22 protein-coding genes, 1 tRNA gene and 3 pseudogenes are annotated in these 26,853 nt (G+C 46.5%); 5 read left to right on the forward strand and 21 right to left on the reverse strand.

Features of this window, described 5'->3' with window-relative positions; all coding sequences use genetic code 11:
• Window positions 1-13: 13 nt before the first annotated feature.
• Entirely contained in the window at window positions 14-991 is a 978-nt protein-coding gene (gene mdh, locus RAM70_RS03300; RefSeq protein WP_045361134.1) for a malate dehydrogenase, read from the forward strand.
• Here the strand turns inward: mdh and RAM70_RS03305 are convergent, their stop codons facing one another.
• From RAM70_RS03305 to psaM, 3 genes are all read right to left on the reverse strand, one after another.
• Window positions 992-2,119, reverse strand: a complete 1,128-nt coding sequence (locus tag RAM70_RS03305; RefSeq protein ID WP_045361136.1) for a THUMP domain-containing class I SAM-dependent RNA methyltransferase — start codon at window positions 2,117-2,119, stop codon at window positions 992-994.
• Between the two features lie 601 nt (window positions 2,120-2,720).
• Window positions 2,721-3,077 carry a slr1601 family putative cell division protein gene (locus RAM70_RS03310; RefSeq protein ID WP_045361137.1) on the reverse strand — a complete coding sequence of 119 codons (357 nt, stop codon included), beginning with the start codon at window positions 3,075-3,077 and terminating at the stop codon, window positions 2,721-2,723.
• A gap of 161 nt (window positions 3,078-3,238) precedes the next feature.
• Window positions 3,239-3,331 (reverse strand): photosystem I reaction center subunit XII, encoded by a 93-nt coding sequence (psaM, locus tag RAM70_RS03315; RefSeq protein ID WP_012264462.1) that lies wholly within the window; start codon window positions 3,329-3,331, stop codon window positions 3,239-3,241.
• 189 nt (window positions 3,332-3,520) lie between these two features.
• Here psaM and RAM70_RS03320 point away from each other — a divergent pair, with 189 nt between their 5' ends.
• Together RAM70_RS03320 and RAM70_RS03325 are read left to right on the forward strand one after the other, a co-directional pair.
• Window positions 3,521-4,240: a TerC family protein gene (locus RAM70_RS03320; protein ID WP_079206768.1), complete on the forward strand. Its 720-nt coding sequence runs from the start codon at window positions 3,521-3,523 to the stop codon at window positions 4,238-4,240.
• 144 nt (window positions 4,241-4,384) lie between these two features.
• On the forward strand, window positions 4,385-4,867 hold the full coding sequence (locus tag RAM70_RS03325) for a thiol-disulfide oxidoreductase DCC family protein (RefSeq protein ID WP_045361139.1): 483 nt from the start codon (window positions 4,385-4,387) through the stop codon (window positions 4,865-4,867).
• Window positions 4,868-5,480: 613 nt separating this feature from the next.
• Here the strand turns inward: RAM70_RS03325 and RAM70_RS03330 are convergent.
• From RAM70_RS03330 to RAM70_RS03370, 9 genes and pseudogenes are all read right to left on the reverse strand, one after another.
• Complete coding sequence (locus RAM70_RS03330) at window positions 5,481-6,197, reverse strand: cadmium resistance transporter (protein WP_312672289.1); 717 nt, start codon at window positions 6,195-6,197, stop codon at window positions 5,481-5,483.
• A gap of 166 nt (window positions 6,198-6,363) precedes the next feature.
• The gene (gene cax / locus RAM70_RS03335) at window positions 6,364-7,455 is read right to left on the reverse strand and encodes a calcium/proton exchanger (RefSeq protein ID WP_312675786.1); all 1,092 of its coding nucleotides are present in this window, start codon (window positions 7,453-7,455) and stop codon (window positions 6,364-6,366) included.
• Between the two features lie 76 nt (window positions 7,456-7,531).
• Window positions 7,532-8,353: a phosphate ABC transporter ATP-binding protein PstB gene (pstB, locus tag RAM70_RS03340; RefSeq protein ID WP_190381631.1), complete on the reverse strand. Its 822-nt coding sequence runs from the start codon at window positions 8,351-8,353 to the stop codon at window positions 7,532-7,534.
• Window positions 8,354-8,492: 139 nt separating this feature from the next.
• Window positions 8,493-9,383 (reverse strand): phosphate ABC transporter permease PstA, encoded by an 891-nt coding sequence (pstA, locus tag RAM70_RS03345; protein ID WP_002738206.1) that lies wholly within the window; start codon window positions 9,381-9,383, stop codon window positions 8,493-8,495.
• Between the two features lie 6 nt (window positions 9,384-9,389).
• Window positions 9,390-10,241, reverse strand: a pseudogene (gene pstC / locus RAM70_RS03350) (phosphate ABC transporter permease subunit PstC); the annotation flags it as partial.
• 325 nt (window positions 10,242-10,566) lie between these two features.
• Window positions 10,567-11,815, reverse strand: a pseudogene (locus RAM70_RS03355) (ISNCY family transposase).
• Window positions 11,816-12,200: 385 nt separating this feature from the next.
• The gene (locus RAM70_RS03360) at window positions 12,201-13,199 is read right to left on the reverse strand and encodes a PstS family phosphate ABC transporter substrate-binding protein (protein WP_147071477.1); all 999 of its coding nucleotides are present in this window, start codon (window positions 13,197-13,199) and stop codon (window positions 12,201-12,203) included.
• A 124-nt stretch (window positions 13,200-13,323) separates the two neighbouring features.
• Window positions 13,324-14,421, reverse strand: coding sequence for a sulfate ABC transporter substrate-binding protein (locus RAM70_RS03365; protein WP_312672294.1), 1,098 nt, complete (start codon window positions 14,419-14,421; stop codon window positions 13,324-13,326).
• 106 nt (window positions 14,422-14,527) lie between these two features.
• Entirely contained in the window at window positions 14,528-15,202 is a 675-nt protein-coding gene (locus RAM70_RS03370; RefSeq protein ID WP_045361144.1) for a cadmium resistance transporter, read from the reverse strand.
• A 240-nt stretch (window positions 15,203-15,442) separates the two neighbouring features.
• On the opposite strand from RAM70_RS03370, the gene RAM70_RS03375 reads away from it, so the two are divergent.
• The gene (locus RAM70_RS03375) at window positions 15,443-16,681 is read left to right on the forward strand and encodes a sulfonate ABC transporter substrate-binding protein (protein WP_312672296.1); all 1,239 of its coding nucleotides are present in this window, start codon (window positions 15,443-15,445) and stop codon (window positions 16,679-16,681) included.
• A 185-nt stretch (window positions 16,682-16,866) separates the two neighbouring features.
• Here RAM70_RS03375 and sigC read toward each other — a convergent pair whose 3' ends face one another.
• The 9 genes and pseudogenes from sigC to psbZ all read right to left on the reverse strand — a co-directional run bounded on the left by sigC (window position 16,867) and on the right by psbZ (window position 23,816).
• Window positions 16,867-18,111, reverse strand: coding sequence for an RNA polymerase sigma factor SigC (gene sigC / locus RAM70_RS03380; protein ID WP_045361146.1), 1,245 nt, complete (start codon window positions 18,109-18,111; stop codon window positions 16,867-16,869).
• 232 nt (window positions 18,112-18,343) lie between these two features.
• Complete coding sequence (locus tag RAM70_RS03385) at window positions 18,344-19,405, reverse strand: anthranilate phosphoribosyltransferase family protein (RefSeq protein WP_312675790.1); 1,062 nt, start codon at window positions 19,403-19,405, stop codon at window positions 18,344-18,346.
• 67 nt (window positions 19,406-19,472) lie between these two features.
• Window positions 19,473-20,444: a LysR family transcriptional regulator gene (locus tag RAM70_RS03390; protein WP_045361147.1), complete on the reverse strand. Its 972-nt coding sequence runs from the start codon at window positions 20,442-20,444 to the stop codon at window positions 19,473-19,475.
• Window positions 20,445-20,619: 175 nt separating this feature from the next.
• Entirely contained in the window at window positions 20,620-21,867 is a 1,248-nt protein-coding gene (locus tag RAM70_RS03395; protein WP_045361148.1) for a glutamate-5-semialdehyde dehydrogenase, read from the reverse strand.
• Window positions 21,868-21,877: 10 nt separating this feature from the next.
• Window positions 21,878-22,309 carry a hypothetical protein gene (locus RAM70_RS03400; RefSeq protein WP_045361149.1) on the reverse strand — a complete coding sequence of 144 codons (432 nt, stop codon included), beginning with the start codon at window positions 22,307-22,309 and terminating at the stop codon, window positions 21,878-21,880.
• 171 nt (window positions 22,310-22,480) lie between these two features.
• Window positions 22,481-22,552: transfer RNA gene (locus tag RAM70_RS03405), tRNA-Gly, on the reverse strand.
• A gap of 74 nt (window positions 22,553-22,626) precedes the next feature.
• Window positions 22,627-22,902, reverse strand: a pseudogene (locus tag RAM70_RS03410) (hypothetical protein); the annotation flags it as partial.
• Window positions 22,903-22,959: 57 nt separating this feature from the next.
• Window positions 22,960-23,505 (reverse strand): 6,7-dimethyl-8-ribityllumazine synthase, encoded by a 546-nt coding sequence (ribH, locus tag RAM70_RS03415; protein ID WP_045361263.1) that lies wholly within the window; start codon window positions 23,503-23,505, stop codon window positions 22,960-22,962.
• Between the two features lie 122 nt (window positions 23,506-23,627).
• Complete coding sequence (gene psbZ, locus RAM70_RS03420) at window positions 23,628-23,816, reverse strand: photosystem II reaction center protein PsbZ (protein ID WP_002732865.1); 189 nt, start codon at window positions 23,814-23,816, stop codon at window positions 23,628-23,630.
• A 157-nt stretch (window positions 23,817-23,973) separates the two neighbouring features.
• Between psbZ and RAM70_RS03425 the strand changes: the two genes are divergently transcribed.
• Window positions 23,974-26,670: a CBS domain-containing protein gene (locus RAM70_RS03425; RefSeq protein ID WP_312672303.1), complete on the forward strand. Its 2,697-nt coding sequence runs from the start codon at window positions 23,974-23,976 to the stop codon at window positions 26,668-26,670.
• The last annotated feature ends 183 nt before the right edge of the window (window positions 26,671-26,853 follow it).

A 26,853-nucleotide genomic window follows, 5' to 3' on the forward strand; every position in this document is an offset into this window, starting at 1 on the left:
TCATCCATAAACCATGGTTGACTTCTACGATACACCCATCCCCTGTCAATCGCCCCGAGTCTCGGTTATTGGTGCTGGCAACGTCGGACGCACCCTGGCCCAACGCATCGCCGAAAAAAACCTCGCCGATGTGGTTCTCCTCGATATCGTCAATGGTTTGCCCCAGGGTATTGCCCTAGATTTGATGGAAGCCCAGGGCATAGAACTGCACGACAGCGAGATTATTGGCACTAATAACTACGAAGACACGGCAGGCTCGGATATTGTCGTGATTACGGCCGGATTAGCCAGAAAACCGGGCATGAGTCGCGATGATCTCATGAATGTCAATGCCAAAATTGTTGTCGAGGCCGCCACTAAATGCCTCCAGTATTCTCCAGAGGCCATTTTTATCGTCATCACTAATCCCCTTGATGTGATGACCTATCTAGTCTGGCAATCAACCGGTTTACCCCCCCAAAGAGTGATGGGAATGGCCGGAGTCCTCGATTCTTCCCGTTTACAAACCTTTATCGCCATGGAATTGGGGGTTAGTACCGCCGACGTTCATGCTATGGTCTTGGGTGGTCACGGTGATTTAATGTTGCCCCTACCCCGTTACTGTACCGTCAGTGGTGTGCCGATTACCGAATTAATGGACGAGATAACGATTAATCGTCTAGTGGAGAGAACTCGCAACGGTGGGGCTGAAATCGTCAAATTACTGCAAACTGGCGGCGCTTATTACGCCCCCGCTTCCTCTGCCTGTATCATGGTCGAGACGATATTGAGAAATCAATCCCGTTTACTGCCGGCGGCAGCCTATCTTAAAGGTGAATACGGTTTACAGGATGTCTATCTGGGGGTTCCCTGTCGCTTAGGCTGTCGGGGTGTGGAAAGTATTCTGGAAGTGCGTTTGACCGATGCTGAACGTCTGGATTTACACACTTCTGCCGCCTCAGTTCGTCAGAATGTTCATTTAGCCCTTGACAGTCTCAAGGTTTTGATGTAGTTAATACAATTCGTATTTTAAGAGGGTACAGGGCAAAGAACCGTTATACAAGGGAGTGCGACGGGAAGAACGCAGACCGATTTGTTTAGTCAGTTCTTTGTTTCCCGATAAAATATAGGCTGTCCAACCCTTAAACCTCTGTTTTAAGACATCACCGAAGGATTTATATAAGGCCCCTAATTCTTCGGTATTGCCCAATCTTTTGCCGTAAGGGGGATTACAGAGAATAATCCCTCGATCGCTCGTCGGTTCTAAATCGGTGATGCTTTGCAAGCTAAAATTAATATGGTCCTGCACTTGACAAAAATAGGCATTATCCTCGGCCTGATGTAGAACCTCGTAATCGGCATCACTAGCATAAATTGGCGCATTTAGCTGAAATTTTTGTTTTTCTTTAGCTTCCTTAAGCAAAGATTGCCATAAATCCGGTTGATAGTCTGGCCACTTCTGAAATCCGAACTGGGAACGAGATAAACCGGGGGCAATATTTAAAGCTTTTAAGGTCGCTTCGATGACAATAGTTCCCGAACCACAAAAAGGGTCTAAAAGCGCCATATCATCCTGCCATGCCGATAATTCTACCAAAGCAGCGGCGAGACTTTCTTTCAGAGGTGCGACTCCCATGGCCCGATGATACCCGCGACGATGTAAACTGTGGCCAGAACTATCTAAACTAAGCACACAGCGATTTTTCTCGATATGAGCGTTAATTTGCAGGTCGGGATTTTCTGTATCCACAAAAGAACGGGGATTCCCCTGTTGACGCTGTTGGTCGATAATAGCGTTTTTGATGCTTAAGGCGGTGTAATGGGTGTGATTGAGGCGATCGTTCGTTCCCGTACATTGTACCGCTAAAGTTTCCTCACTGCTGAGATAATCGCGCCAATCAATGGCTTGAATGCCATCATAAAGTTCCTTCCCATCCCCACAGGGAATTTCGGCAATGGGAACCAAAACCCGAAAAATAATTCTTGACCAAAGATTGACTCGATAGAGTAGGGCCAGATCTCCCTGAAAATGGACTCCCGTGAATACTGGTTTCACTTCTTTAGCCCCTAGGAATTCTAATTCCCTAGCGGCAATTTCTTCTAGTCCCCTAGCGGTAGTAGCAAAATAGGATCGAGTCATTTCAGTTATCAGTTTTCAGTTTTCAGTTATCAGTTATCAGTTATCAGTTATCAGTTATCAGGTTTCAGGTTTCAGGTTTCAGGTTTCAGTTTTCAGTTTTCAGTTTTCAGTTTTCAGTGACTAGCGCCGGTCGTTGGTAGCTTGAAATCAGAAAGATTTTAATTTTTATCCCCTTGTAAATTCCCTATCTGATTCCCTCAAGTCAGTTAAAATCGACTAATGTCATAGGATTTAGTGCATCGGAAAATTTTACGCAATCACAAGCATAATAATGGGTGCATCTCATATTTTGTGATTTTCTCTCACCTATAGGTGAGCAGCAGAAATTATTAAAAGAGGGCGAAGGCAATTCGCCCCGACAATCATATTATTGCGCCAATGGTAGGGGCGCATCGTGGTCAGTGAGTTTATCGAACTGCGTGCGCCCAAATGTAATATAGATATTTCTCCAAAATTCAGATGCACCCATAATAATCCTCTTTTGTCAAGGCAGAAATGCTTAAGAATTGTGTCGCTGTGGTCATTAGTTTTATCCTGACTCTGTGGATATCTCCTCTCCCCTAGATTCTTAACAAGTAATTGAGATGCACGGGCAGCTAATCTACTGAGAAACCCAAAAAATGCGTCTTTGATTAGGATCCCGTCGGGGACTTTGTTCCCCCATGACTTGCCGCGCTTGACTAGGATCGAAGCTGCGAGTAAATTGACCGCGTAATTGATTGACGCGTTCCTCCTTTTCTTCGACCGCCAAACGCACTTCTTCCAGTTTTGCCTGTTGCATCTGTTGGTAGGGTAGCAAACGAGCGATCGCAAAAACTGCCGTGATGGAAAGAGCGCTATAGGCAATAATTCGCAGCCAAATCTCGATAACTTGCCATTTTTGGGATTTATTGCCGCTTTTTTGCTTTGTTCGTGGTTTTTTGTCGGTTTGATTTCGATTAACTGTTCGTGCGGTCATAGATTTACGAGTATAAGTAAAATCGGTCAGAAAAGTGGCTAATTACTTTCAATTTACACCCAATCACCGACAACTGGTAACTGATGACCGATAACTGAAAAACCCTAATCGGTCTATCCTATAGCTAGGTCAGACGGGATTAGGGTTTATTGAAAGCGGTTTTACTTATAAAGTTCCGTCGCTAGACGAAAAGCCAAAATCCCGGGGATTAAAGCAATTACCAGAGCGACCAAAACTTGAGTATCAGAAAGCATTGCTGATTATCTCCTCATAAAGATATTCATCCAATACTTTCCGACATCATCGGGGTCCTCTGCATCATTTCGTTACAAGACTTCATATCTCCCCACCCCGATGACGGTTATCTCCCCTAGAAAAGAAAGTTGTAAAAGCGTTAAGCTGGGGTATTGCCATGATTACATTTATTTTTACCTGCGGCCTCAATGTTAGACTCGCTCCTTGATTCATCTCTAACCCTTAGTCTAAAAACCCCGTTAATTCTGTTGGTTCTCATTGCCCTAGAAGCGGTATTATCAGCAGATAACGCCATTGCTCTCGCTTCCATAGCACAGGGATTAGGAGATCATCAGCGTCAACGTCAGGCCTTGAATATTGGCTTAGTTTTCGCCTATATTCTCCGTATGATCTTGATTCTTACCGCCACCTGGGTGGTTAAATACTGGCAGTTTGAACTTTTGGGAGCAGTATATTTGCTCTGGTTAGTCTTTAATTACTTTGCCTCCCCTGAAGACAAGGATCACAGCCATCATAGTCTCCAGTTTCACTCTCTCTGGCAAGCTATCCCCCTAATTGCCGTTACCGATTTAGCTTTTTCCCTCGATAGTGTCACCACCTCCATCGCCGTGGCCGATGATACTTGGTTAATTCTGCTTGGTGGTACGATCGGAGTAGTTACCCTGCGCTTTATGGCGGGTTTATTTATTCGCTGGTTAGAGGAATACACCCACCTAGAAGATGCTGGTTTTGTCACCGTCGGTTTGGTGGGTTTAAGATTGCTGTTGCGGGTGATTAGCCCCGATTTTGTGCCGCCAGAATGGATTATGATTAGTTTAATTGCTATCCTCTTTGCTTGGGGTTTCTCAAAACGCAACGATCGAGAACCAATAGAGAGTGATACCATCCAATCTGATAAATTGCCATAAAATAATCATCAGGAGTCAGTATTCTCCGAGCCAGTATTCAGGAGATTGCTTTTATTTATTCTCCCCACTTCCCCACTTCCCCACTCCCTACTTCTCAACCCCTCAATAATTACCGACCACTGAAAAGAGAATCCCTAGAAGATCATGTCATCTTTACCGACTCCATCTGCTGATACCTTAGAAAATTCTACTCGATCGCCCTCTTGGAAAATTAAACTCCTCTACGATGGAGAATGTCCCCTCTGCTTGCGGGAGGTTAATTTTCTGCAAAAACGGGATGCTGGGAGAGGATTAGTTGCTTTTGTCGATATTGCCGCCGAAAACTATAATCCGGAGGAAAATGGCGGTATTTCCTTCGCGGCGGCCATGGGACGAATCCACGCTGTACTAGCCGATGGTACTATCCTCCAAAATGTGGAAGTGTTTCGCCAAGTCTATGATATTTTGGGCATCGGTTGGATTTATGCCGCTACCAAATGGCCGGTTATTGGGTTTCTAGTGGATATTATCTATGAAATTTGGGCTTCTTGGCGATTAACCTTAACCGGAAGACCGAATGTAAAAACAATCTTAGCAGAGCGTCAAAAACGTCTGGAATGCAACTCATCAAATCGTTGTTCTCAGTGAGTTAAAATCTCCTAACCCTACACCCTACTCAGAATCACCCCTTGGGATGTGATACTAAATCCGTTGAGTATAGGCTACTTATAAGGACAGTCAAAAGGCAAAAGGCTTCGGCCGTGAGCTCAGCCGAACGGCAAGAGGCAAAAGGAGAAATAAATAATCAGTTTTTAATAACCAGATTTAATGTGATAATTCTGCCTGGGAAATAGAAACTGAAATAACGCAAATTCGTCGATCATACTAAATCCGTTAAGTATAAGCTACATATCAGGAGAGGTACTCCTGCAAGGGGAGTGACTCTTAAATTATTACAGATGCGTCAGCAGCTGCGTGTAAGCATCCCACCGAAAAACTAATGCGCGAGGGGTTTGGGGACGGCGCTTGCGTCCCCAACGGGGGGTTTGGGGGGTAGAACCCCCCAAAAGCTTGGATTGAGTGATCAAGTGGGAAGTAATACTAAATCCGTTGAGTATAGGCTACTTATAAGGACAGTCAAAAGGCAAAAGGCTTCGGCCGTGAGCTCAGCCGAACGGCAAGAGGCAAAAGGAGAAATAAATAATCAGTTTTTAATAACCAGATTTAATGTGATAATTCTGCCTAGTAAATAAATGGTATTTTATTTTCTTGCCAGTCCCTGACTGCGACCGATGATCGCCCAGAGATAGCTAATTCCTAAGGCCAAAAACGCGAGGGGAATACTTTCTTTGACGATAAAAATACCCAGACCGATCAGCACACAGGGAACGAAGGTACTTCCCTGACTGGTTAAGATAGTGGCGATGGTCGGCACACTGGTCAACCCGTAGGCGAACGCACACCAAACCCCCACCAGAATCAAAAAAACGCTGACGATAACGATCAGACTTGTTATGCTACTACTGGCGAACAGGGGAACGTAAATACCGATATTATCGCTCCCGTTGGCGACGGTCAACGCAGCCACGCTATAGGTGCGCGGGTCAAACCAACGGCCGAAGGGTTTACCCTGAGCTACGCCGAAGGGGGAATGTTTCGCACCCTCCAGGTCCAATTCGACATTCTCCGGCTCTTCCTCCTTCTCCTCTTCTTTGAGAAGGGAAACGATGCCGAGAATCACAGGAACGAGGCCTAGATAGCGAATCCAGGGGGTAGGGATGAGAAAACAGCCGAAAAATCCCGCCAAACTGGCAATAACCAGCAGACTAAAGCCGATATACTGACCGATGACGATATCGCGATGACGGAAGAGTTTTCCCGTTTGGCTGAAGAGAATCGTCAGGATCAATATATCGTCGAGGTTGGTGGCGACGAATGCTGCTACACCAGTAGATATCGCGATCACAATCTCGATCATGGTTTTTTCCTTAAGATGGCCGTCGGGTTCGTCCGTTCGTTACACCTTCACCGTGACAGGGGAAACCGAAATATTCGGCGTTCGGCTTTTCCTTCAAAGGTTCTGGAACGGGAGAATTTTACTACCTATCCCGATTGAGAAACTGTATTTCGCACGACCGATCGCCCTAGGCCGCTGCGGGATGGAAAAAGAAAGCGAGGGCGATCACCGCGTAGGTCGCGACGAGTAATATACCCTCTAGCCAGTTCGAGCGACCGTCGTTACTGATCGAGTTAGTCAGCCACACCGCGACGGCGACGGCGACCAATTCAAACGGATCAAAATCGAGAGCCATCGGCTGACCGAGGAAATAACCCGCGATTACGAGAACCGGCGCGACAAAAAGTGCGATTTGCAGACTCGAACCCACCGTCACGGAAACCGCCAGATCCATTTTGTCTTTTAAGGCGACCCTAACCGCGGTGGCGTGTTCGGCCGCGTTGCCGATAATTGGCAGCAGGATCACCCCCGTGAAAAGGGTCGTTAATCCTAATTTATGCGTGGCTTCCTCTAGGGTATTAACTAATAATTCCGATTCGACCGCCACACCGAGCGTCACGAGCAGTAATATCCCCACCCAGAGCCAGAGATTCGGCTTTTTTACGCTTACCGCTTCCCCCGACTCTTGATCGAGATCTGCGTCCCCCACCTCGTAAAGATAGGTATGGGTCTTCATCGAAAACAGCAGACTCAGGCAATACACAAAAATTAATACCGCCGCCACCGTTACCGAGAGACGCTGTAGGACGCTCTCCTCGATTGCGGCGGAGGTGTATTGAACGGTCGTGGGTAGGAGGATCGCTGCCACGGCGAGATTCATCGACGAGGAATTTAAACGGGCGGTCACGGGCTGGAATTTCTGTTCTTTATAGCGTAAGCCGCCGAAAAACATCGATAAGCCCGTTACCAGCAGCAGATTCCCGATAATCGAACCGGTAATCGTCGCTTTCACCACCTCGATCAAACCCTCTTCCAGGGCGGCGTAGGCGAGAATTAATTCGGTGGCGTTGCCGAAGGTGGCGTTCAGTAAACCGCCGAGATTGGGACCGACCACGACGGCGATTTCCTCGGTCGCTTTTCCCATGTAAGCGGCCAGGGGAACGATCGCCAGACAGGCGCTCAGGAAAACGAGCGTCACGTCCCAATGGAGGAAATTCCCAGCGATCGAGATCGGGACAAAAACCAACAAAATGGCGAAAATCCGGTTCTTTATATTCATACCAAGGGGTGTTTGTTTCGGCATAAAACCGCGGACGGTTTTGAAAAACAGACTATCAGCCTTTTTTCTGTTTCGATTACCCGAATCGCCCAGTAATATACTCCCGGGCCTCGTCGGTTTGCGGATTGCCGAACATAACTTCCGTGGGGCTGAATTCGACTAATTTTCCCCGGCGTTTCCCGGACGGATCGGTTTCGGTGTTAAAAAATGCCGTCCAGTCGGCGATCCGCGATGCCTGCTGCATATTGTGGGTAACGGTAATGATCGTGTAACTTTCCTTCAGTTGTAGGCACAATTCCTCCACCTGACGGGTAGAGATGGGATCGAGGGCCGAACAGGGTTCATCCATCAATAAAACATCTGGCTTCATAGCGGTCGCAACGCGCTCGCTACGCGAGATCGCACGGGCGATACAGAGACGCTGTTGTTGTCCCCCCGATAGTGCCGTTCCTTTTTCTTTCAGTTTGTCCTTTACTTCCTCCCAGATCGCCGCCTGCCGCAGGGAATACTCGACCAATTCGTCCAGATTGCCCTGATAACCGTTGGTTCGGGGCGCGTAGGCGATATTCTCGTAAATGCTCTTGGGAAAAGGGTTCGGACGTTGGAAAACCATCCCCACCTGTCGCCGTAACTTGACCGCGTTGACCTGCGGATCGTAAATATTCTGATTTCGGTAAAGTAGTTTTCCCTCCACCTTGGCACCGGGGATCAGATCATTCATTCGGTTAAAGCAGCGCAAGAGGGTACTTTTCCCGCAACCAGACGGGCCGATAAAGGCGATGATTTTTCGTGCGGGAATTTTAATATGAACGTCCACAAGAGCGAGAAACCCGTTATAAAAAACTTTCACTCCTTCCGCCTCGAAAACACTGTGATCTGGGTTAAGGTGGGTAGTCATGGCAAAAATTCTCCTGATCGTTTATTAAAGATCGATGGTTTTTTTAGAGGGGCGGGTTTGCAAACCCTCCCGTACTGGAGAAGTGGGGAGTGCAGGAGTAGGGAAGGTTCTGTATCTACCCCCTTGCCCGCTGCCTTCCCTAATTCAGTGTCGAATAACGTTGACGTAGATAGATGGCGATGGCGTTGAGGGCGAGAATTAACAGGATCAGAACGATAATCGCGGCCGCCGCCGCATTGGCGAAACCTGGTTCGGGACGGGTGATATAGCTGAAAATTTGAATCGGTAGTGCCATAAAGCGTTGGAATAAACCAGGATCGAAAGTGAGGAAACTAACCGCGCCGACGACCATTAAGGAAGCCGCGTCCCCGATCGCCCGCGACACGGAGATAATCACCCCCGTGAGAATCCCTGGCACCGCGTAGGGTAAAACATGGTGTTGGATCGTTTGCCATTTGGTACTGCCTAGACCGTAGGAGGCTTGGCGTAGGGAATCGGGAACCGCCCGGATCGCCTCCCGCGCCGTGACGATAATCACCGGCAGCGAGAGAAGCGCAAGGGTTAACGCGCCGGAAATCAGCGTCGGGCCAAAATTGAGCAGATAGTTAAAAACCGCTAATCCTAATAAGCCGTAGACGATCGAGGGAACCCCAGCCAGATTGCCGATATTCACCTCGATCAGTGCCGTCCACCAAGTTTTCGGGGCGTATTCCTCTAGATACAAAGCCGACCCGACCCCGATCGGCACCGCCACGAGAAGCACGATAATCCCCAGATAGAAACTACCGATGATCGCCGGACGGATACCGCCCCTTTCCGGGAAACGGGAAGGCGTTTCCGTGAGGAATCCGGGGGTTAAGAGTCGTCCGAGTCCATCGTGGGCGATATTCAACACCAACAGCGCCAGAACGAACAAACCGATCAGTAAACCGAAGAGGAAAAGATACTCGCAGAATTTGCCGATCGCCTCGCGGCGTTCGAGATGGTCGATAAATTCAACGGTATCGGATTTGACAGAGGATTTAACCATGGGAAATCAATCGTATTTTTCTTTAAAACGGTGGGATATCCAGTAACTGGCTAGATTCAGCACCAGCGTGATCAAAAAAAGCACCGCGCCGACTGCGTAGAGGGTTTTAAAACTGAGACTGCCCCGGGGCGCATCTCCCCCGGAAATCTCGGCCATAAAAGCGGTCATCGTGGCGATCGACTCGAAGGGATTGAGGGTAAGCCGGGGTTGCGAGCCGGCGGCGATCAACACCGTCATCGTTTCCCCCACCGCCCGCGACATTCCCAGAATAATCGAGGCCATGATCCCGGAGAGGGCGGCGGGGAGAACCACTTTAAAAATCGTTTCCAGCTTGGTAATTCCTAGGGCGTAGGAACCCTCGCGCAGGGAACGGGGAACCGCTCGGATCGCGTCTAAACTAATCGATCCCACCGTGGGAGTGATCATGATCCCCATCATTAGCCCGGCACTGAGGGCGTTAAAAATCTCGACGGGGAAAAGATTCCGCAAAGTGGGCGTGACAACGAGTAGGGCGAAGTACCCGTACACCACCGTGGGAATCCCGGCAAGAAGTTCCACCGCAGGGTGTAAAATCGCCGCCAGGTTCGGTTTCGCGTATTCGGCGAGGTAGATCGCGGAAGATAGGCCTAAAGGAACCGCGACGGACATAGCGATCGCTGTGGTTAAAAATGTCCCGTTAATCAGCGGCCAGATGCCGAAATGAGGGGTGGCGAACAGTGGAGTCCAACGGGTATCGAGAAAGAATTGGGCGAAAGATACCTCTTGAAAAAATCCCCAGGTTTCACTAAAAATAATCGCCACGATGCCGAGCGTCGTCGCCACGGAAACGAAAGCGCAAACAAAGAGAATTAGCGCGATTCAGCAATTCTCATTTTGAAAACAAAAGAAGATAAAGTTCTCTATGTGAACAAGAGAACTTCTGTCTAATTATCATTTTTTTTCAAGATAATCATCATAATTAGCTTCAAGAGACAGTTTTAAAATATCTGCCCATAAAAAACTTATCTCAACTCATAAATTTAGCTGAAATTCTGACCTAATTTGTGGTTTTTTCAATGAATAAAATAATCTTTCCTTCTCTCGAAAAATTGACATTTTTAACTAGAATTTATTTTTTTGAGCGGGACATATTCGGTAAGAATAAACAAGAAAAACTCTGACCAATTCTTAAAACAAAAATATTTTAATAAAGTACGAATATCATTAAAAAAACTGGTGCGAGTAACTAATAACTCACGAATCTTTTGATAAGTATGATTAACTAAATCTAAAACGGTATGAAATAAAAAAGCTAGTAAATTTAAAGACAACAAGAACTCGCATAAATGACTTTGACCATGACCAAAATTATGTTCTAAATTATAACCGTGATTTTTAAGAACGTTATTTCCTTCATTCTCAACTTTCCATCTGCTGCGTCCAGCTTTGACAATTTTTTCAACATTATTTTCAGTAATTTGATGATTGGTAATCCAATTATTTTGATAGATAATTTTCTGTGTTTTTTCATTAATGACCGTGACTTCACACCAATTAACTTCGAGACTTGACTCGACCTCTCTCAGAGGAACTCTAGAAACATAACGATAACGATAAATGAGATTCTTTCGTCCATCCCATTGTTTCTTTTCTACGGTTTTAACTTCTCCACTTTTTTCTAAAAATTCTAGCCATTCATATAAGGTTTTATGAGAAGTTTCAAGACAAACAAAAATAAAATTATAACCTTGTTTTAGAGCTAACTCACAGATAGGTTGGCGAGAGTATAAGTCATCTCCTAACAGGGTTACAGGATAACCATACTTCTTTTGATGATTCTTATCTAACCATCTTTTAACAGCCGCATTTTCACAATCTTGTTTTTGCTGCCCATCTTGTTTTTTAATAAATTCTGGTTCTAAATTAATCACTTGTTTTTGCTCAGGAGAAACCACAATTGGCGTGACGCAACCATGAAAATAAGTTGTCGTTCCCTTACGATGATTGCGGCAATTACAATGGGGACAACTAATTTTCTTTGAAGAAAAATATTCCGTACCATCTAAAGCTATTAAAATTTCCTCATCTAAGTAGAAAAAATTTTTAATAACTCCCTGTTTTTTTAACCATTGATAGACTTGTTGAAAAGAGCCAAATATTGTGGCAGCTGGGATAGGATCTAACAGGTTTCTGATTTGATTATCACAAGGTATTTTTTTGATACCAAATAAACTTGAAGCATTATCTTTTCCCTTACTAATTTTCATCAAACGTTGATGCTCTAAAAAAGAAGGTGACTGAGTAAAAAAAACCGAAAAAGCCGCCTTAACTGCATCTTCTACCTGATATTTGGTATTGTTTCCTGGTTTTCTGTCATCGGGTAAGTCATGTAATTCTTGAACTAAAAATTGTATTAATTCAGGAATTTCTAAAGTCACAGCCTTTTTCGTCATCGCAGAACAGTTTGATTAATTAATATTTCCAACTTAATAATTTTACCTCAACAGACAACAATCATCAATTTTTATTTGGTTCTCTTTCTGATGTAGAGAACTTTTGTTCTAGATTTCTCCCATCTTTCAAATATTTTGAGTATAAATACTCTATATACTCACTTCTCTGCGATGCAGTCGCACTCGCGGGAGCGCATTTTGTAGCTTGCTTAAAGCTTTGTTTCTGTCTGTATCACTTGTTACTTTTTAAAATGAGAATTGCTGAGCGCGATTATCTTCTCTTGAATATCGTCGCCGGGGTGCTTGAGGAGTGAATTATCTCCCGCGAAAAAAGAATTATCGAAAGAACTCGGGGTTAAGGTCATGGTTTGACAAAATTCCTTTTTTAGATAAAGTTCGTGATCGGTTCTCCCGGTTTAGCTTTGCCGAATTTCGATCCCGTTTCCCCGCGCTCGAATTTCCGCAGGGTTTTGACGTAGGCCTCATCAGGTAAAGCGACGTAACCCACGCCATCGACCCATTTCCATGAATTTTCTAAATAGAAGCGCACGAATTTTTCCAGGGATGGATTCGTTTTTAAATTATTCTTGTTGACGTAGATAAACAGGGGACGGGAAAGGGGATTATAGACATTGCGGAGAACGTTATCGATGGGGACCGGTTTGACGCATTTTCCTTCATTATTTTCGATCGCCACCAAGTTCAATCGATCTTGGTTCTGCATATAGAAAGAGATGCCTAAATAGGCAAGCGCGGATGGATTGCCGATCACCCCCTGTACGAGGGCGTTTTGATTGCGGTTCGGGGTGAAATCGGTACGGCTATTTCTCCGTTTTCCCGTAATCGCTTGGGTGAAATAATCGAAGGTTCCCGTATCGGAAGGCGGCGCGAAAAGTAATAATCTTTCGTCGGGAAATTTGGGATTAATCTGTTTCCAACTGGTAATCCTACCCTCCGCTTTCGTGTTCCACATTTTATCGAGTTCTTTAATCGTTAAACACTTGGCGAATTGATTTTTTTTATTGACGATCACCGCCAATCCGTCGATCGCCATCGGTAATTCCAGAAATTCCACGCCGTTTTCCCGACATTTCTCGATCTCTTCTTTCCGGATCACCCGCGATGCCCCGGCGATGTCGAGATTTCCGGCGCAGAACTTACTAAAACCGCCCCCGGTTCCACTGGTGGCGACGCTTACCCGCGCTTCGGGATGGATTCTCTGATATTCTTCGGCAACGGCGAGGGAGAGGGCGAAACCCACCGCACCACCGTCGATCGAGACTGGCGCTTCTTTCTCGGCCGAGTCGGCCGGGCGACCGCAACCGGCGATCAAATTACTGGCCATCAGAAGGGAGATTAGGAAAAAATAATGAGAGAATTTCATAGATTAAGTAGTCGTGCAAAATAAATTTCCTAGTGAAGAAAGGCACTCATGCAAGAGACAAGAGGCAAGAGGTGGTTAGATATGTGTAATTAATTTTGCTTAGGTACTTAAAGCGGGAAAAATGTTAAGAAGCGGACTGGTTCTTAATTTGCTCGAAGATGCCTTTATCGGCGAGAAATTCTGTTTGGATCAACGTCCAGCCGCCGAGATCTTGGGCGTTGAAAAGAGTTTCGATCGGCGGGAATTGTAATCCTTCATCCTTGGCCACGAAGGGATTGACCGATCGATAGCCCAATTTGGCCAATTCCTGTTGTGCCGGTTCGGAATAGAGGAAATCCACAAAGGCCTCGGCCACCTCTCGCGTGCCGTGTTTATCGACATTTCTATCCACCACCGCCACGGGATTATCGATCGAGATATTGACCGGGGGGACTAAGTAACTGGTATCGGGTTGATTTCTTGCCGCTAGAATTACCTCGTTTTCGTAGGTGACTAAAACATCCCCCTTTCCTTCTTGGAAAAAGGCATTGCTGGCTTCCCGCGCGTCCCTGTCTAGGGTGGGAATCTTTTGATAGATCCGGCGGACAAAATCCCATGCCTGTTGCGGTTCGCCCCCCGTTTGCGTCACCGAACCCCAGAGGGCTAATAACTGCCAAATAGCGATCCCAGAAGTTTTCGGATCGGCGGATAGAACCGTAACGTCCTCTCTAGCCAGATCCGCCCAAGATTGAATCTTTTTCGGATTTCCCGCCCGCGTGACGATCGCCGCCACCGAGTGACTCACCACCCCCCGCCGCGGCACCCGATCTTCCCAACCGCGATTAATCAGGCCGGCTTGAGATATCCGCATCACGTCGAGGGGAAGGGCGAGATGTACCACGTCCGCCTCTTGTTTCCCGGCGATCTCGCGTAGCGAGCGCTTTGCGTTCACGTCATCGGCCTGGGCTAGGGAACCGCCGTAACTCCGCTGGAAAATGACTTTTTGGTTATGCTCTTTCCGCCATTTCTCGACGAATTTCGGGATAATCTGGTCGTGGGCGGCTTTCGTGACCGAGAAGGAAACGAGATTCAGTTTCACCTCCGGTTTCGAGCCGATCCCGCCGCAGGAGGCGAGGGCGAGACTTGCCAACAGTCCCACTAACAGGAAGGAAAGGAAGCTCCTCCCCGAAAGGGAACGAAAGCGACGAAACAGCGATCGAATTGACAACAGTGATACATTCATCGGGATTTTCTCGATAAGGTTGATCTAAACCAACTAATTTTTATTCTCTCTTCCTGAATTTTGACTCCCGTGGGAGCCGGAGATTGGCGTTTACGGGGGGTCTAATTTAGCCGATGGGAATCAACAGGCGATAGGAGCCGTTATCGAGAATAATCCGTAGGCCCAACCACATCAGCACAAAAGGGAAAAGCTTACTCGCATAACGGCTGAGGACAACTGCGATCCCCGGTTGGCGGGTTAGATTATAGGAGAGAAATAACCAAGTACAGACGATTAAATAGCAGATCGGGATGATTACGGCTAACTGCGCCACGGTACTATTGGCGAATAGGGGAATGTAGATACCGAGATTATTGCCGCCATTGGATATCGTGACCGCGGAGACTCGATAGGTTTGGCGATCTCTGAGGACTTGAGCGAGGGATAGTCTGCGGGAGGCGAACCCATGAAATTGGGCGTTTCTTTGCAAATTCACCTTGCGATCTGCGGTTTCCCTCTCGTTATCGCGATTTAAAGTCACTAAATTTCTCACACCGATGAGGAGCGGCAAGATTCCGAGAAGACCGATATAAATCGGCGGGATGATTAGGCCGAGTAGAAAACCCAGCAAGCTAACCGATACTAAGGCCGTAAACCCGACTAGCTCGCCGACGACGACGTGAACCGGGCGAAAGGTACGATTTACCTCGCTAAAGAAGCCAGTTAGATAAATATTGTCGTCGAAGGTGGTGGCTATGCCGGTGGCCACCGCGATTTTGACGATTTCGATCAACCAATCCATCCATACCACCTCGATCTCTCAAATGCGGGCGCAATTTAATTTTAAAACTATATCATTTTCAATACATTTATAAATGTAATTCACTACACAATCTAGGAGTCGTGGATTTCTATAGTATGTAGATAAAACTAATGGAACCTCTCCCGCTTGCCCTGAGCCAAGTCGAAGGGATCGAGTTGGGAAACCCTTCCCTCTTGTCTCCTTGCCCGACGATAAATCTTGTTTTCTGCGAGAAATCCCATGCTCCACCGTTCGATCAAGTGTCTCTGGAAACCGTGGCGAAATTGGCGGGGAGTTCGTCCCGCGGTGCTTTTTGTGACCAGCCTGGTCGGGAGCTTTCTCCTGGCTGGATTTTCCCACACGATCGCCGTCGGTCAAAATTCTCGATCCGATAACCCGATTCTCAACCTCGTCGATAGCTTTAAATTCCCCCGGAATACCACTCCCCGGCTATTGGAAACCGTGGGATTATTTATCGCCGGAATTCTCTTCTGTATCCTGATCGATCGCTGGTTCAAGCGCTCAACCCCCGACCCTATCACTCCCCTCGCCAAACAAGCGCGGCGGTTAGGAACCCTCAAGATCGGCTACCCTGAGGGCATGACCAATCTGGAAGTTCTCCGCGCCCAGGCCTTTCTGGAAAGACGCTTAAAACCCTTTGGGGTGACGGTAACGTGGACGAGTTTTCTGGCCGCTTCCTCTCTGATCGAGGCTTTGAGTAACGGAATGATCGACTTCTGCGGTGGTGGCGGTACGGCGAGTATTTTCTCCCAAGCGGCCGAACACGTCTTCGTCCGGGTAGCCAAGGAAAAATATACCGCCCCCAAAGGTCAGGCGATCCTCGTGCCGGAGGATTCGCCAATAGAGACGTTGGCGGATTTAAAAGGAAAAAGAATCGCCTTCGATCGGGGTTCGAGCGCCCATTACGTCCTCATCCGCGCCCTGATGAGAGTGAATCTAGAATTAAGCGATATCGAACCGGTGTATGCAACCCAACCGGAAGCACTGGTGCTTTTCCGTCGCGGTGAGATCGACGCTTGGGTGGTGTGGGTTCCCTACTCGCCCACGGAGACGCGCACCTATCCGGGAAGATCGTTGGCCGATTTGGAGAGCATCTTCGGGGAAAACGCCTCTCTAGAAGTGCCGACCTATTATTATGCGGTTCCCGAATTGGTGCGAGATTATCCCGATGTACTGAAGGTGATTTTAGAAGAGGTGAACGAGGCGGGGGCCTGGGCGAAACAACAGGAGTTAGAGGCGACGAGACGCTTGGCAGCCCACCACGAGATCGATCCGGCGATCGTGGCTAATCTCGAACAACGGGCCTCTGAACGTGCCATTATCCCGATCGATGATCGCTCTCTGACGGCCCTACAACACCAAGCTCATATCTTCCGAGACCTGAAGCTGATCCCCCATCGGGTCAATGTGCGCGACGGAACCTACACCCTACAGACGAAACAAAATTGGACATATTAATACTAAATCCGTTGAGTATAGGCTACATATCAGGATAGGCAAGAGGCACTCTTGCAAGAGGCAAAAGGAGGAATAACTAATCAGTTTTTAATAACAGGATTTAGGATTACTGTTTACTGTTTACTGTTCACTGAAAATACTCCCCACACCCTGCCCCCAGGAAAAACTTTTTCCACATACCCTAACTAACTCAACGCTTCAAAATAATCGCAAATTTGATGATGTCGCTGGGATTGACGCAGTTTTTGCAACGCTTTCGACTCAATTTGTCGTACCCTTTCCCGGGATAATTCCAAAGTGCGACCGATATCAGCCAAAGAATGGGATTTACCATCGAGAAAACCATAGCGCAATTCAATCACTTCTCGTTCACGAGCGGTTAAATCTGCCAATAATTCTCTCATATCTCTTTGCAAAGATTCATAGACAAGATGATTTTCTGAAGACAGTGCTTCGGTTTCCAAAAGGTCTAATAATTCCGTATCTTTTTCCTTACCTACTTTTATTTCTAAGGAAACCGAACGCGGCACTTTCATCAACAATTCCCGCACAGCTTCAGGAGTCAGAGCTAACTCTTGGGCAATTTCCTCTACGGTCGCAGTGCGACCGCGCATTTGCGAGATTTTCGTTTGTGCCTTCTTAATTCTGTTGAGTTTTTCGGTAATATGAACCGGTAAGCGAATAATCCGGCTTTGAGTTGCGATCGCTCTCGTCATTCCTTGACGGATCCACCAGTAGGCATAGGTACTAAAACGATAGCCTTTGCTGGGATCAAATTTCTTGACGGCCCGTTCTAAACCCAGGGTTCCCTCTTGAATCAAATCCAATAATTCTAAACCGCGATTCTGATATTTTTTGGCCACCGACACCACTAGACGTAAATTGGCCTTGATCATCTGTTCTTTGGCACGGGTACCAAGGGTAATAATTTCTTCTAATTTCCCCACTTCTAAGCCCGCTAGGTGCGCCCAACGCTGTTTTCCTGCTTTTAAAGCATTTTTTAACTCAGACACGGTGATTTGGGCGGTTTTTGCCCAACGTTCTAGGGAGGGACGATGGGCTGATCGAGCGGTTAGCCGATCGCAAATCTCAATTAACTTGACAAATTGCTGTACTTGTGCATCACCTTGTTTAACGGCGGCGGCGCGTAATTTCAGTAAAGACAGATGACGCTGCACCCGTTGCGCTTGTTCAACTTCCTCCTCCTGTTTGAGTAGAGGCACTCTGCCAATGTCTTGTAGATATAAACGTACTAAATCAGTAGTTGTCCCTTTGCTGTAGCTTTTTTCAGGACTAGATACTAAATCATCTTCTAAATCACTGCCGAGAAAATCTTCATCTAGGTCGATCGAGTTTTCCTTCAATTTTAGGACAGAAAAAGAGGGAGAGATGAATTCAGTTTCGAGCGTCGAGGGATTAATTGCAGACATGGCGGCTTCTCTACGGGCGACTGTGATAGGAATTAGAAACTTCTAAATCGTTCACCTTAGTCATAGCTTTCCCACTTGAGCGAGGAAATGATGCAGTCGGGAAAATTTTTTTCTCAAAAGTATTGATCTTTAAACCTAGAAGTTACACCAAGTCTGGGGTTTACCTTCTTAGTCCAACTTCTCGAATTAATGATTGATTTAGAAGTAATTTCCCCTACAGCCCTATTCCTATCTATTCCTGATTTTCCAGATAATTACTGATCTGTTGCAGTTTAGCCAGAGCTTTTCCCGACTGTAAACATTTTTGTGCTTGTTGGAAACCCGTGGGTAGATCTGGGGCAATTCCACAGCGCCAAAGATAAAAACCACCGTTAAAAATTGCCGCATCGGTTAATTCATTATGTTCTCCAGCTAATAAACCCTTTAATTTAGCGGTGAGCATCTCTAAAGATTCGAGGGGATAATCCGAAGGACAGAAGCCATAATCGCGAGGATTTAAGAAAAATCGCTGAAAGGAAGGGGGATCGGTGGGATTTCCCAGACCGATAATCGCCGTCCGATTACAGGCTAAATCACAACTCCCCTCTAATCCTTTCACGGTGGTGAAGTGAGAGATATTTCTCAGGGCAAAAGTTTCGCGAAAACGATCTTCGGTGGGGGGGTGAACAAAACCCGATATTTGATGAATATTACCGACAAAAGGCGACCAGATTAACTCTACCGTGGCCATGGGGGGACGTTTACCGATTTGCTCCCGATAGGTAACAAAATTCTGTACTAGGGGAAAATGGCGCGGAATATAGAAAAAAGTCAATCCTGTGGTGATTAAACAGTCTTTCACTGCTGCTAAGGATAATTGACTAAAATCTGCTCCTAATTGCTGCCAGATTTCCCTGAGGGAAATACCGTATTTAGTCGGCATTCGATCGCCCCCGTGCAGGACTACGGGAACCCCTGCCGCCGCTAGGATTAAAGTAGTGATCGGAGTAACCGGGGCAGTGCGAGAACGTCCATCGTAGGGATTGCCCAAAATAGTGATCGGATGCTGAAAAGAGGCTGATTCTAGGGTTATTTGCGGGCCAAGCTCGGCGTAGGCATCAAGCATTCCCGCTAACTCATCGCTGGTGGGGCGTTTAATGCGATGGGCAATCATAAAAGCACCGATTTGAGCAGGAGTTGCTTCTTGGGTTAACATCATCTTGGTGGCCATCGCCGCTTCAGGACGGGTTAGATTTTTGCCCGTATGGGTGCCACTACCGATCGCTTTTAATAATTCTCGAAAAGTATCGCTCATCTCAAGGAAGAAAATAAAGAGTAAATAGGATTGATTGGGATTTTTAAGGCTGGACAGGGGGATTTTCTCAGCTTTTAACCACACTTTGCTTCATTTGCCGCACTAATTGACAAAAATGAGCGATCGGTGGTATCTGTAGGCGATCGCTGGTGGTGACAAGGACTACCTGACGGGTGAGACGATGACTAAATTTACCATTATTAAGATGGGGATTTTCGCCACTAGGGGAAGCAAGAGCTTGCCCTGAGCCAAGTCGAAGGGGACGAATGGCGAGGGTAGCATCGCTACGAGCCTCCATCAGGGCAGATTGGGGCAGAAGAGCGATAATATTACCCTGACGCACCACACCGCGAAAAGCATCGAGAGTGTTTAATTCCATGACAGTTTTCAGGTGGGCATCCTGACGGGAAAACCATTCTTGTACTAATCTTTGCATTCCGTAGCCATCTTTGAAAACCACTTGCGGATAGGGGATTAATTCTGACCATGGCACTTCTTTGTATTGGGTGAGGGGATGATTAGCGGCCATGAGAATTTCGATCGCTTCTTCATATAATATTTCTACCACCATCTCCGGGCTAGAGGTGAGAAAACGATTATTCATTACCAAGGCCACATCTACTAAACCATCCCGCAAGACTTTTAAAGCGCGATCGCTGCCTAGGGCTGTCACTCTTAACTGAACTTCTGGGTATTCAGCACAAAATTTCGGCAAAATCGGCGGTAAATAATGGGCGCACACGGAATGAATCGCCGCCACGCACAATTCTGGCTGTTTTCCTGCCTGTAGGTCGGTGATTTCCTCGTGAACATTCGTCCATTCTTGACAAATCCGTTTCGCCCGGGGCAGTAATTTCTCCCCGGCAATGGTTAACTTCGCTTGGGCGGTACGATGGAAAAGAGGTAAGCCCAAATCGGTTTCTAGGGATTGAATCTGGCGGCTGATAGTCGATTGGGTGACTCCACACTGGCGCGCTGCTTGACCGAAATTGCCCGTATCGGCTACGGCTAAAAAGGCTTGCAATTGCTCAATCCGCATTCTTTCTCGTTTTAATTACATTCCCTCATGACTTTATGACAATAACGAATTTTATTCTGACTTTTGGTAGAAATTGCTACCGTTTTCTCAGTTATCAGTTACCAGTTATCAGTTATCAGATGTGAGTTTTCAGTTCACTGATTACTGTTTACTGTGGACTGATCACTGAAAAAAACTAGCCCTGCACTACCTGTTTAAGGGTGGTAAAGGTTTCTAGGTTGATTAACCCCCGGCGCTGGCCTTTTTGGTTGGAAATGCCCAAAAATACCGATTCTCCCTGTTTGGGATTGCGATCAAATCGGGGTGAAGAATTGATATAAACTAAAGCACTATCGGACTCCATGGCGAATTGACGACTTTCTCGATAGGATTCGGTGACAATACAATCGGCATGACCGCTACTATACTTATTAATCCAAGCGATCGCATCAGTGAGGGTATCCACTAACCTAAAGGCCAGGGTTTTTTCTAAATAGGGTCTTTGCCAATCATTATCGGTAGCAATGGTTAAATGTTCCGGAAAATCCGCCGCTAATCGGGTATCTCCCCGCAATTTAAAGCCTTTTTCCTGCAAACTTTTAAACAAACGACTTAAAGTCGAAGAATTCTGATGGGGACTAATTAAAACTTTTTCGATCGCATTAACCGGATCGGGTATACTGCCATGACTATCGATAATTACCTGACGGGCTAACTCCAAATCGCCACTAGGAGACCAATACAAATAACAGTTTCCCATCGCCGCGCGCAAAACGGGAACCGTGGCCAATTGACTTACCCGACCGATTAAACTAGGGCGACCGTAGGGAATAATCAAATTAACATAATTTTCCTGGGTCAGCAACTCCTCTAGGGAGGGACTAGAATCACAGGGCAAACCACTCACACAATCCACGGGTAAACCCACATCTTCCAATGCTTCTTGGATGATTTCCGTAATCACCCCATCGGAATGACTAGAGGCATTGGAACCGCGAATAATCAAACTATTGCCACTTTTTAGGGAAAATCCCGCCGCTACCATTGCTAATTCGGGAAAACCTTCATAGACGAAGGCAATCACTCCTAAAGGCATCCTTTGGCAATAGGTTTGGGAAGGATTCAGTTGATAGGCAGCGTTAATTACCTGTTGCAGCGGATCCGATGCTTCCGCTAGTTGTTGCAATACCTCCACCGTCGTCTCTAAACGTTCGGGAGTTAACCGTAACCAGCGAATCATTTGTTCTGAGACGGCCATCTCTCGACTGACTTCTAAATCGAGGGTATTGGCTTCTAAAATGCGATCAAAGCCAGTTTTAATGCCCTTAGCGATCGCAATTACTCCGCGATTTCTTTCGTTGCCATTAAATTGACCTAGAGCCAGAAAAGCATTGTATGCTTGCTTAAAGATCGTCAGGGGGGGGGTGGAGGAACTTTCGATCATAGATTCTTGTCTAGCGTCGATAGGCTAACCAAAAGATGAATGCGGGCAAAATAACTAATAGCATAACTAGAATTGCCCCAAAAATCACGCTTACCCCCGCTTGCCCTGAGCCAAGTCGAAGGGGCGGTGATTTCAAAATTAAGGGTAGCCACACGATCGATAATAACAGAATTATCCCCATCATTAGGGGTAATACCTCTTGCCCAAGCCGCTGATTGGTACTCACCCAACGAAATCCCGTCCAGCGCCAAGTGCGTTTATAGGGATAGTGGGGGGCTAATTGTTCGATAATTTGGCCGTTTTCCTGTACCACAAATATCTGTTGACAGCGATCGCATCCAAAGGCATCGGTCAATAAAATCGGGCATAATGTCCCTTTCCGACGACAGGGACAGGGATAGTCTTGGTGTTGGTCGATTTTGGTATATTTATGCGGTCGCACAAGCTAATTTTTTGTTTATAAACGGTTGTTTTTAGTCGCTCGTGAGCAATAGCTCAGGGATTCAATGGTTGCCCAAAATCCTGAAACCTGTTTCTCACGGGTAATTCCTATCTTAAGGGATACCTCTAAATTATTCATCCCAATTTTAAAATCTATTTCAAGATTTTTTCAAGCGGGCAACGCGATTCGAACGCGCGACATTCACCTTGGCAAGGTGACGCTCTACCACTGAGCTATGCCCGCAAGCCGTTTTTTTACACTTCCCTAAGTATGCCAAATCTCAGAGCATTTGTCAAGTAGTTTGCAGCATTTTTTGACAATGATTCATCTTCTGGCAAATCCCCCAAACCGGTAATAGCTTCGAGAACCACTTCTATCTTAGCCTGTAGTCGGTTGAACTGATGTTCCAAGCGATCAAAGCGCTTGTCAATGGCGGCGAATTTTTCAGCGATATGGCGTTCCATAGCGTCAAAAGCTTCCGTAATCCGCCCCTCTGGTTCTAAATCTAATTCCAGAGTCTTGATTCTCTCGACAGCGTTGACTAATTGCCGTCTCAGTTGGTTAATATATTTGTTCTGTTGGGCTTCGCTCATCAGTGGAACTCCTGGAGAGTGGGGATAACTAAAACCCTAAATACTGGGGGAATTTTCTTAGCCTTCTATCAGTGCCTGTTGGGGATTATTTTGCAATAATCCTAGGGGTTTATCTTCATCCCGGGGGCGCAATTGACGCATGAGACTAGCCATTTCTAGGGCAGATAGGCCATAATTCCAGCCCAAATTACTTTTAATACCGGCCCGTTCGAGGGCCTGTTGTAGGGTATCAGTGGTGAGAATACCGAAGACAACGGGAACACCTGTCTGAAAAGCGGCCGCAGCGATACCCTTAGCGGCCTCGGCGGCAACGTAATCAAAATGGGGCGTTTGGCCGCGAATAATTGCCCCTAGACAAATAACGGCATCGTAACGGTGGGAAAGGGCGACTTGACGGGCTACCATTGGCACTTCAAAGCTACCCGGTACCCAGATATAATCCACTTGAGTGCCATCGGGATTAATATCAACCCCGTGACGCTTGAGACAGTCTTGACAGCCTGATAACAGTTTATCAGTGACGAGATCATTAAAACGACCAATCACGATCGCAAAGCGCCAAGAGGATATATCCTCGGTAAAATTTCCCTCAAAAACAGTCATAGATAGAAGGGGATAGGGGTTGGGGAGTGGGGAGTGGGGGAGAAGGGAGTGGGGAGAGGGGGAGAGGGGAGAATCAATAAAAATAGTCTCCTGTCTCGGAGTCTCCCGTCTCCTGATCAAGACTAAATCACTAAAAAGTTTAAAATAGCGACGGCAACGACTAAAATCGCCCAAATTGCCGAACCCACATAGAGAAGGGGTTTCGATTGGTCCCAGTTTTGGGGGGAAGCATAGGCAACGGGGACACCAATCACCATTAGCAAGGAAAATAAAACTAGGGCAATGAGAAAAAATTGAAAGACAATAGACATGATTGGGTTCTCCTAAAACACTTGATATTAGATAATTCTCCCTGATATAGTACCCTACCAAATTTTGTTACTTAATGGAAATGTAGGGGAGTAGGAAGAAAAAAACTGATTACTGATTACCGAAAAACCCTCAACCCCTAAAACCCCAAAAAAAACTATGGATTTAATTTTATGTCATCAAACGGCGGATTTTGACGCTTTGGGGGCAGCGGTGGGTTTATCGTTGCTGAAAGCGGGTAGTCGCATTGTGTTAACGGGGGGAGCGCACCCAACAGTAAGGGAATTTTTGGCCCTGCATCGGGATGAATTCGCTTTAATTGAACTGCGTAGTGTCAATCCGGACCGTATTCGCTCTTTAATTGTCGTTGATAATCAGTGGCGGGAGCGTCTGGGAAAAGCCTCCCAGTGGCTAGATTTAGGGCATTTACAGGCGATCGAATTGTATGATCATCATTTAGATAGTGAAAGTGATATTCATGCCTCTAGCGTCCATTTAGAGGCAGTGGGAGCTACCACGACTTTAATTGTCGAAGCTTTACAAAAAGCCCATATTCAACCAAACTCGATGGCAGCGACGGTAATGGCGCTCGGTATTCACGTTGACACGGGTTCCCTGACTTTTGCCGGTAGTACCCCCAGGGATGCCTATGCTTTGGCCTGGTTAATGACCTATGGTGCTAACATTAAAACGATCGCCCAATACTGTCAACCGAGTTTTTCCCCCCGCTTACAGGAGTTATTTAGCCTTGCTTGGGAAAATCTGGAGATTAAAACGATCCATGGCCGTAAAATCGCCCATGTTCTTCTCCATACTGCCGATTTTATCCCCGGTTTGTCTAGTGTGGCCGAGCGCCTACTGGAATTATCCGATAGTGATGCGCTACTTTTCGGCCATAGTTATAGTAAAAACGAGGAAGATAATTCCCGACAGCGTTTAACTGTGATTGGTCGCTCTAGGATCGATGGGGTGAATCTATATCAGCTTTTTTCCCCCTATAACGGCGGTGGTCATGCTCAGGCCGCTTCGGTGAGTTTTCGCGATGTTCAGCCAGTTCAACAGTTAAATCAACTACTGGGGGACTTAATTGCTCAAATTCCTCCTCCTCCCACCGCTAGGGATTTAATGTCTTCTCCGGTGCGGACAATTCGTCCCGATACTTCCATATCTCAAGCCGAGCGCATCCTTTTTCGTTACGGCCATTCGGGGTTATCAGTGGTAGATGAGCAGGATCGCTTAGTTGGGGTGATTTCTCGTCGTGACCTCGATTTAGCTCTCCATCACGGCTTTTCTCACTCTCCCGTGAAGGGATACATGACTTGTAATCCGAAAACTATTACCCCGGACACTTCTCTTCAGGAAATCGAGTCGCTGATGGTAACGTATGATTTGGGGCGTTTACCTGTACTAGAAAACGGGCAGTTAGTCGGTATCGTCACTCGTACAGATGTATTAAGACAGATTCATCAAAATGAGCGGGTGCGTTTTGAAGGGGTTGCTTTGGTTTCCTGTCTTTTACCGACGATTAAAGAGCGTTTAGAGCCGGTTTTATGGTCATTCCTGCAAGCTGCCGCCGCTGCCGCTCAAAAACGCGGTTGGCATCTCTATCTGGTTGGGGGTGCGGTGCGCGATTTATTGTTAGCGGCAGAAAGGGATACTTTATTGTTACAGGATATCGATTTAGTGGTGGATGGCTGCCATCGCGCCGCCGATGTGGGTGCGGGGGTAGAATTGGCTAATTGTTTACAGGAAATTTATCCGGGGGCCCGGTTATCGATTCACGGGGAATTTCAGACGGCGGCTTTGTTATGGCACAAAGATGAGCGTTTTGGCTCGTTATGGGTGGATATCGCCACGGCACGCACGGAATTCTATCCCTATCCTGCCAGCAATCCCCAAGTGGAGGCTAGTTCGATTCGACAGGATTTGTATAGAAGGGATTTTACGATTAATGCTCTGGCAATTCGCCTAACTTCGCCGAAAGAGGGGGAATTACTCGACTTTTTTGGCGGTATGTTGGATTTACGCGCCCAACAAATCCGGGTTTTACACGCTAATAGTTTTATCGAGGATCCGACGCGCATCTATCGAGCGGTGCGTTTTGCCACTCGGTTAGGATTTGTTATTGAACCCTTGACAGAAAGCTATATTAGGTATGCGATCGAAAGTGGAGTTTATGATCGCTCACGGCAACAAAATCAGAATGCACCTGCTTTACAGTCCCGTTTAAAAGCGGAGTTGAATTATATTTTAGAGGCGGATTACTGGGAAAGTGCCTTAGAAAAGTTGGCTGAGTTGGGGGCTTTGCACTGTTTACACGGGGATTTAAGTTTAAATCAGGCTTTATGGCGACAATTGCGCTCTCTCAGTCGTTGGTTAGATTGTTTAAGTCTGGAATTGCCGGTGAATGCCTGGTTAATGCGGTTGGAATTATTAATCGCTTCTCTGGCTGTGGGGGAAAGAATAGCGATCGCTAATAATTTACAATTGCCCAAAGATAGTGTGGAGCGTTTACAAAAACTAGAAGTTATGGAAAGGGAGATTAGCAATAATTTTGCTTATGCTCGACCCGTTAGTCAAATTGTCAGCTTTTTCAATGGTTATAAGGTTCCTAGTTTGTTACTGGTGGCGATGCGGAGTCAGACTAGGATGCGGGCTTTAATCTGGCAATATTTAACTAAATGGTCGCAGATCGAGGCTCCTATCGACGGCAATGACCTAAAAGCTTTGGGTTATCAACCGGGTCCCCAGTTTAAATCGTTACTTGCGGCAGTCTTGGGGGCAACTTTAGATGGAATAGTCAGCAATAAAAGCGAGGCTATGGCTTTTATTGCTAGATTAACTCGGGCTTGCTGAATAAATCTAAAAACCTTATTGGGTAAGACTTTTAGACTTTTTGTCAATCAAAAAGTACCAGTTGTGGGAGAGATAGGGGGAAAATTCTGGGACTTTTTCTCTGAAAATTAGGTAATTGACCAGATGAGAATCGGTAAAACCCTACACCCCACACCCCACACCCTACACCCTGTCCCCACGAAA

Origin of the sequence: Microcystis wesenbergii NRERC-220 (genome assembly GCF_032027425.1) — a bacterium.
Lineage (GTDB): Bacteria > Cyanobacteriota > Cyanobacteriia > Cyanobacteriales > Microcystaceae > Microcystis > Microcystis wesenbergii_A.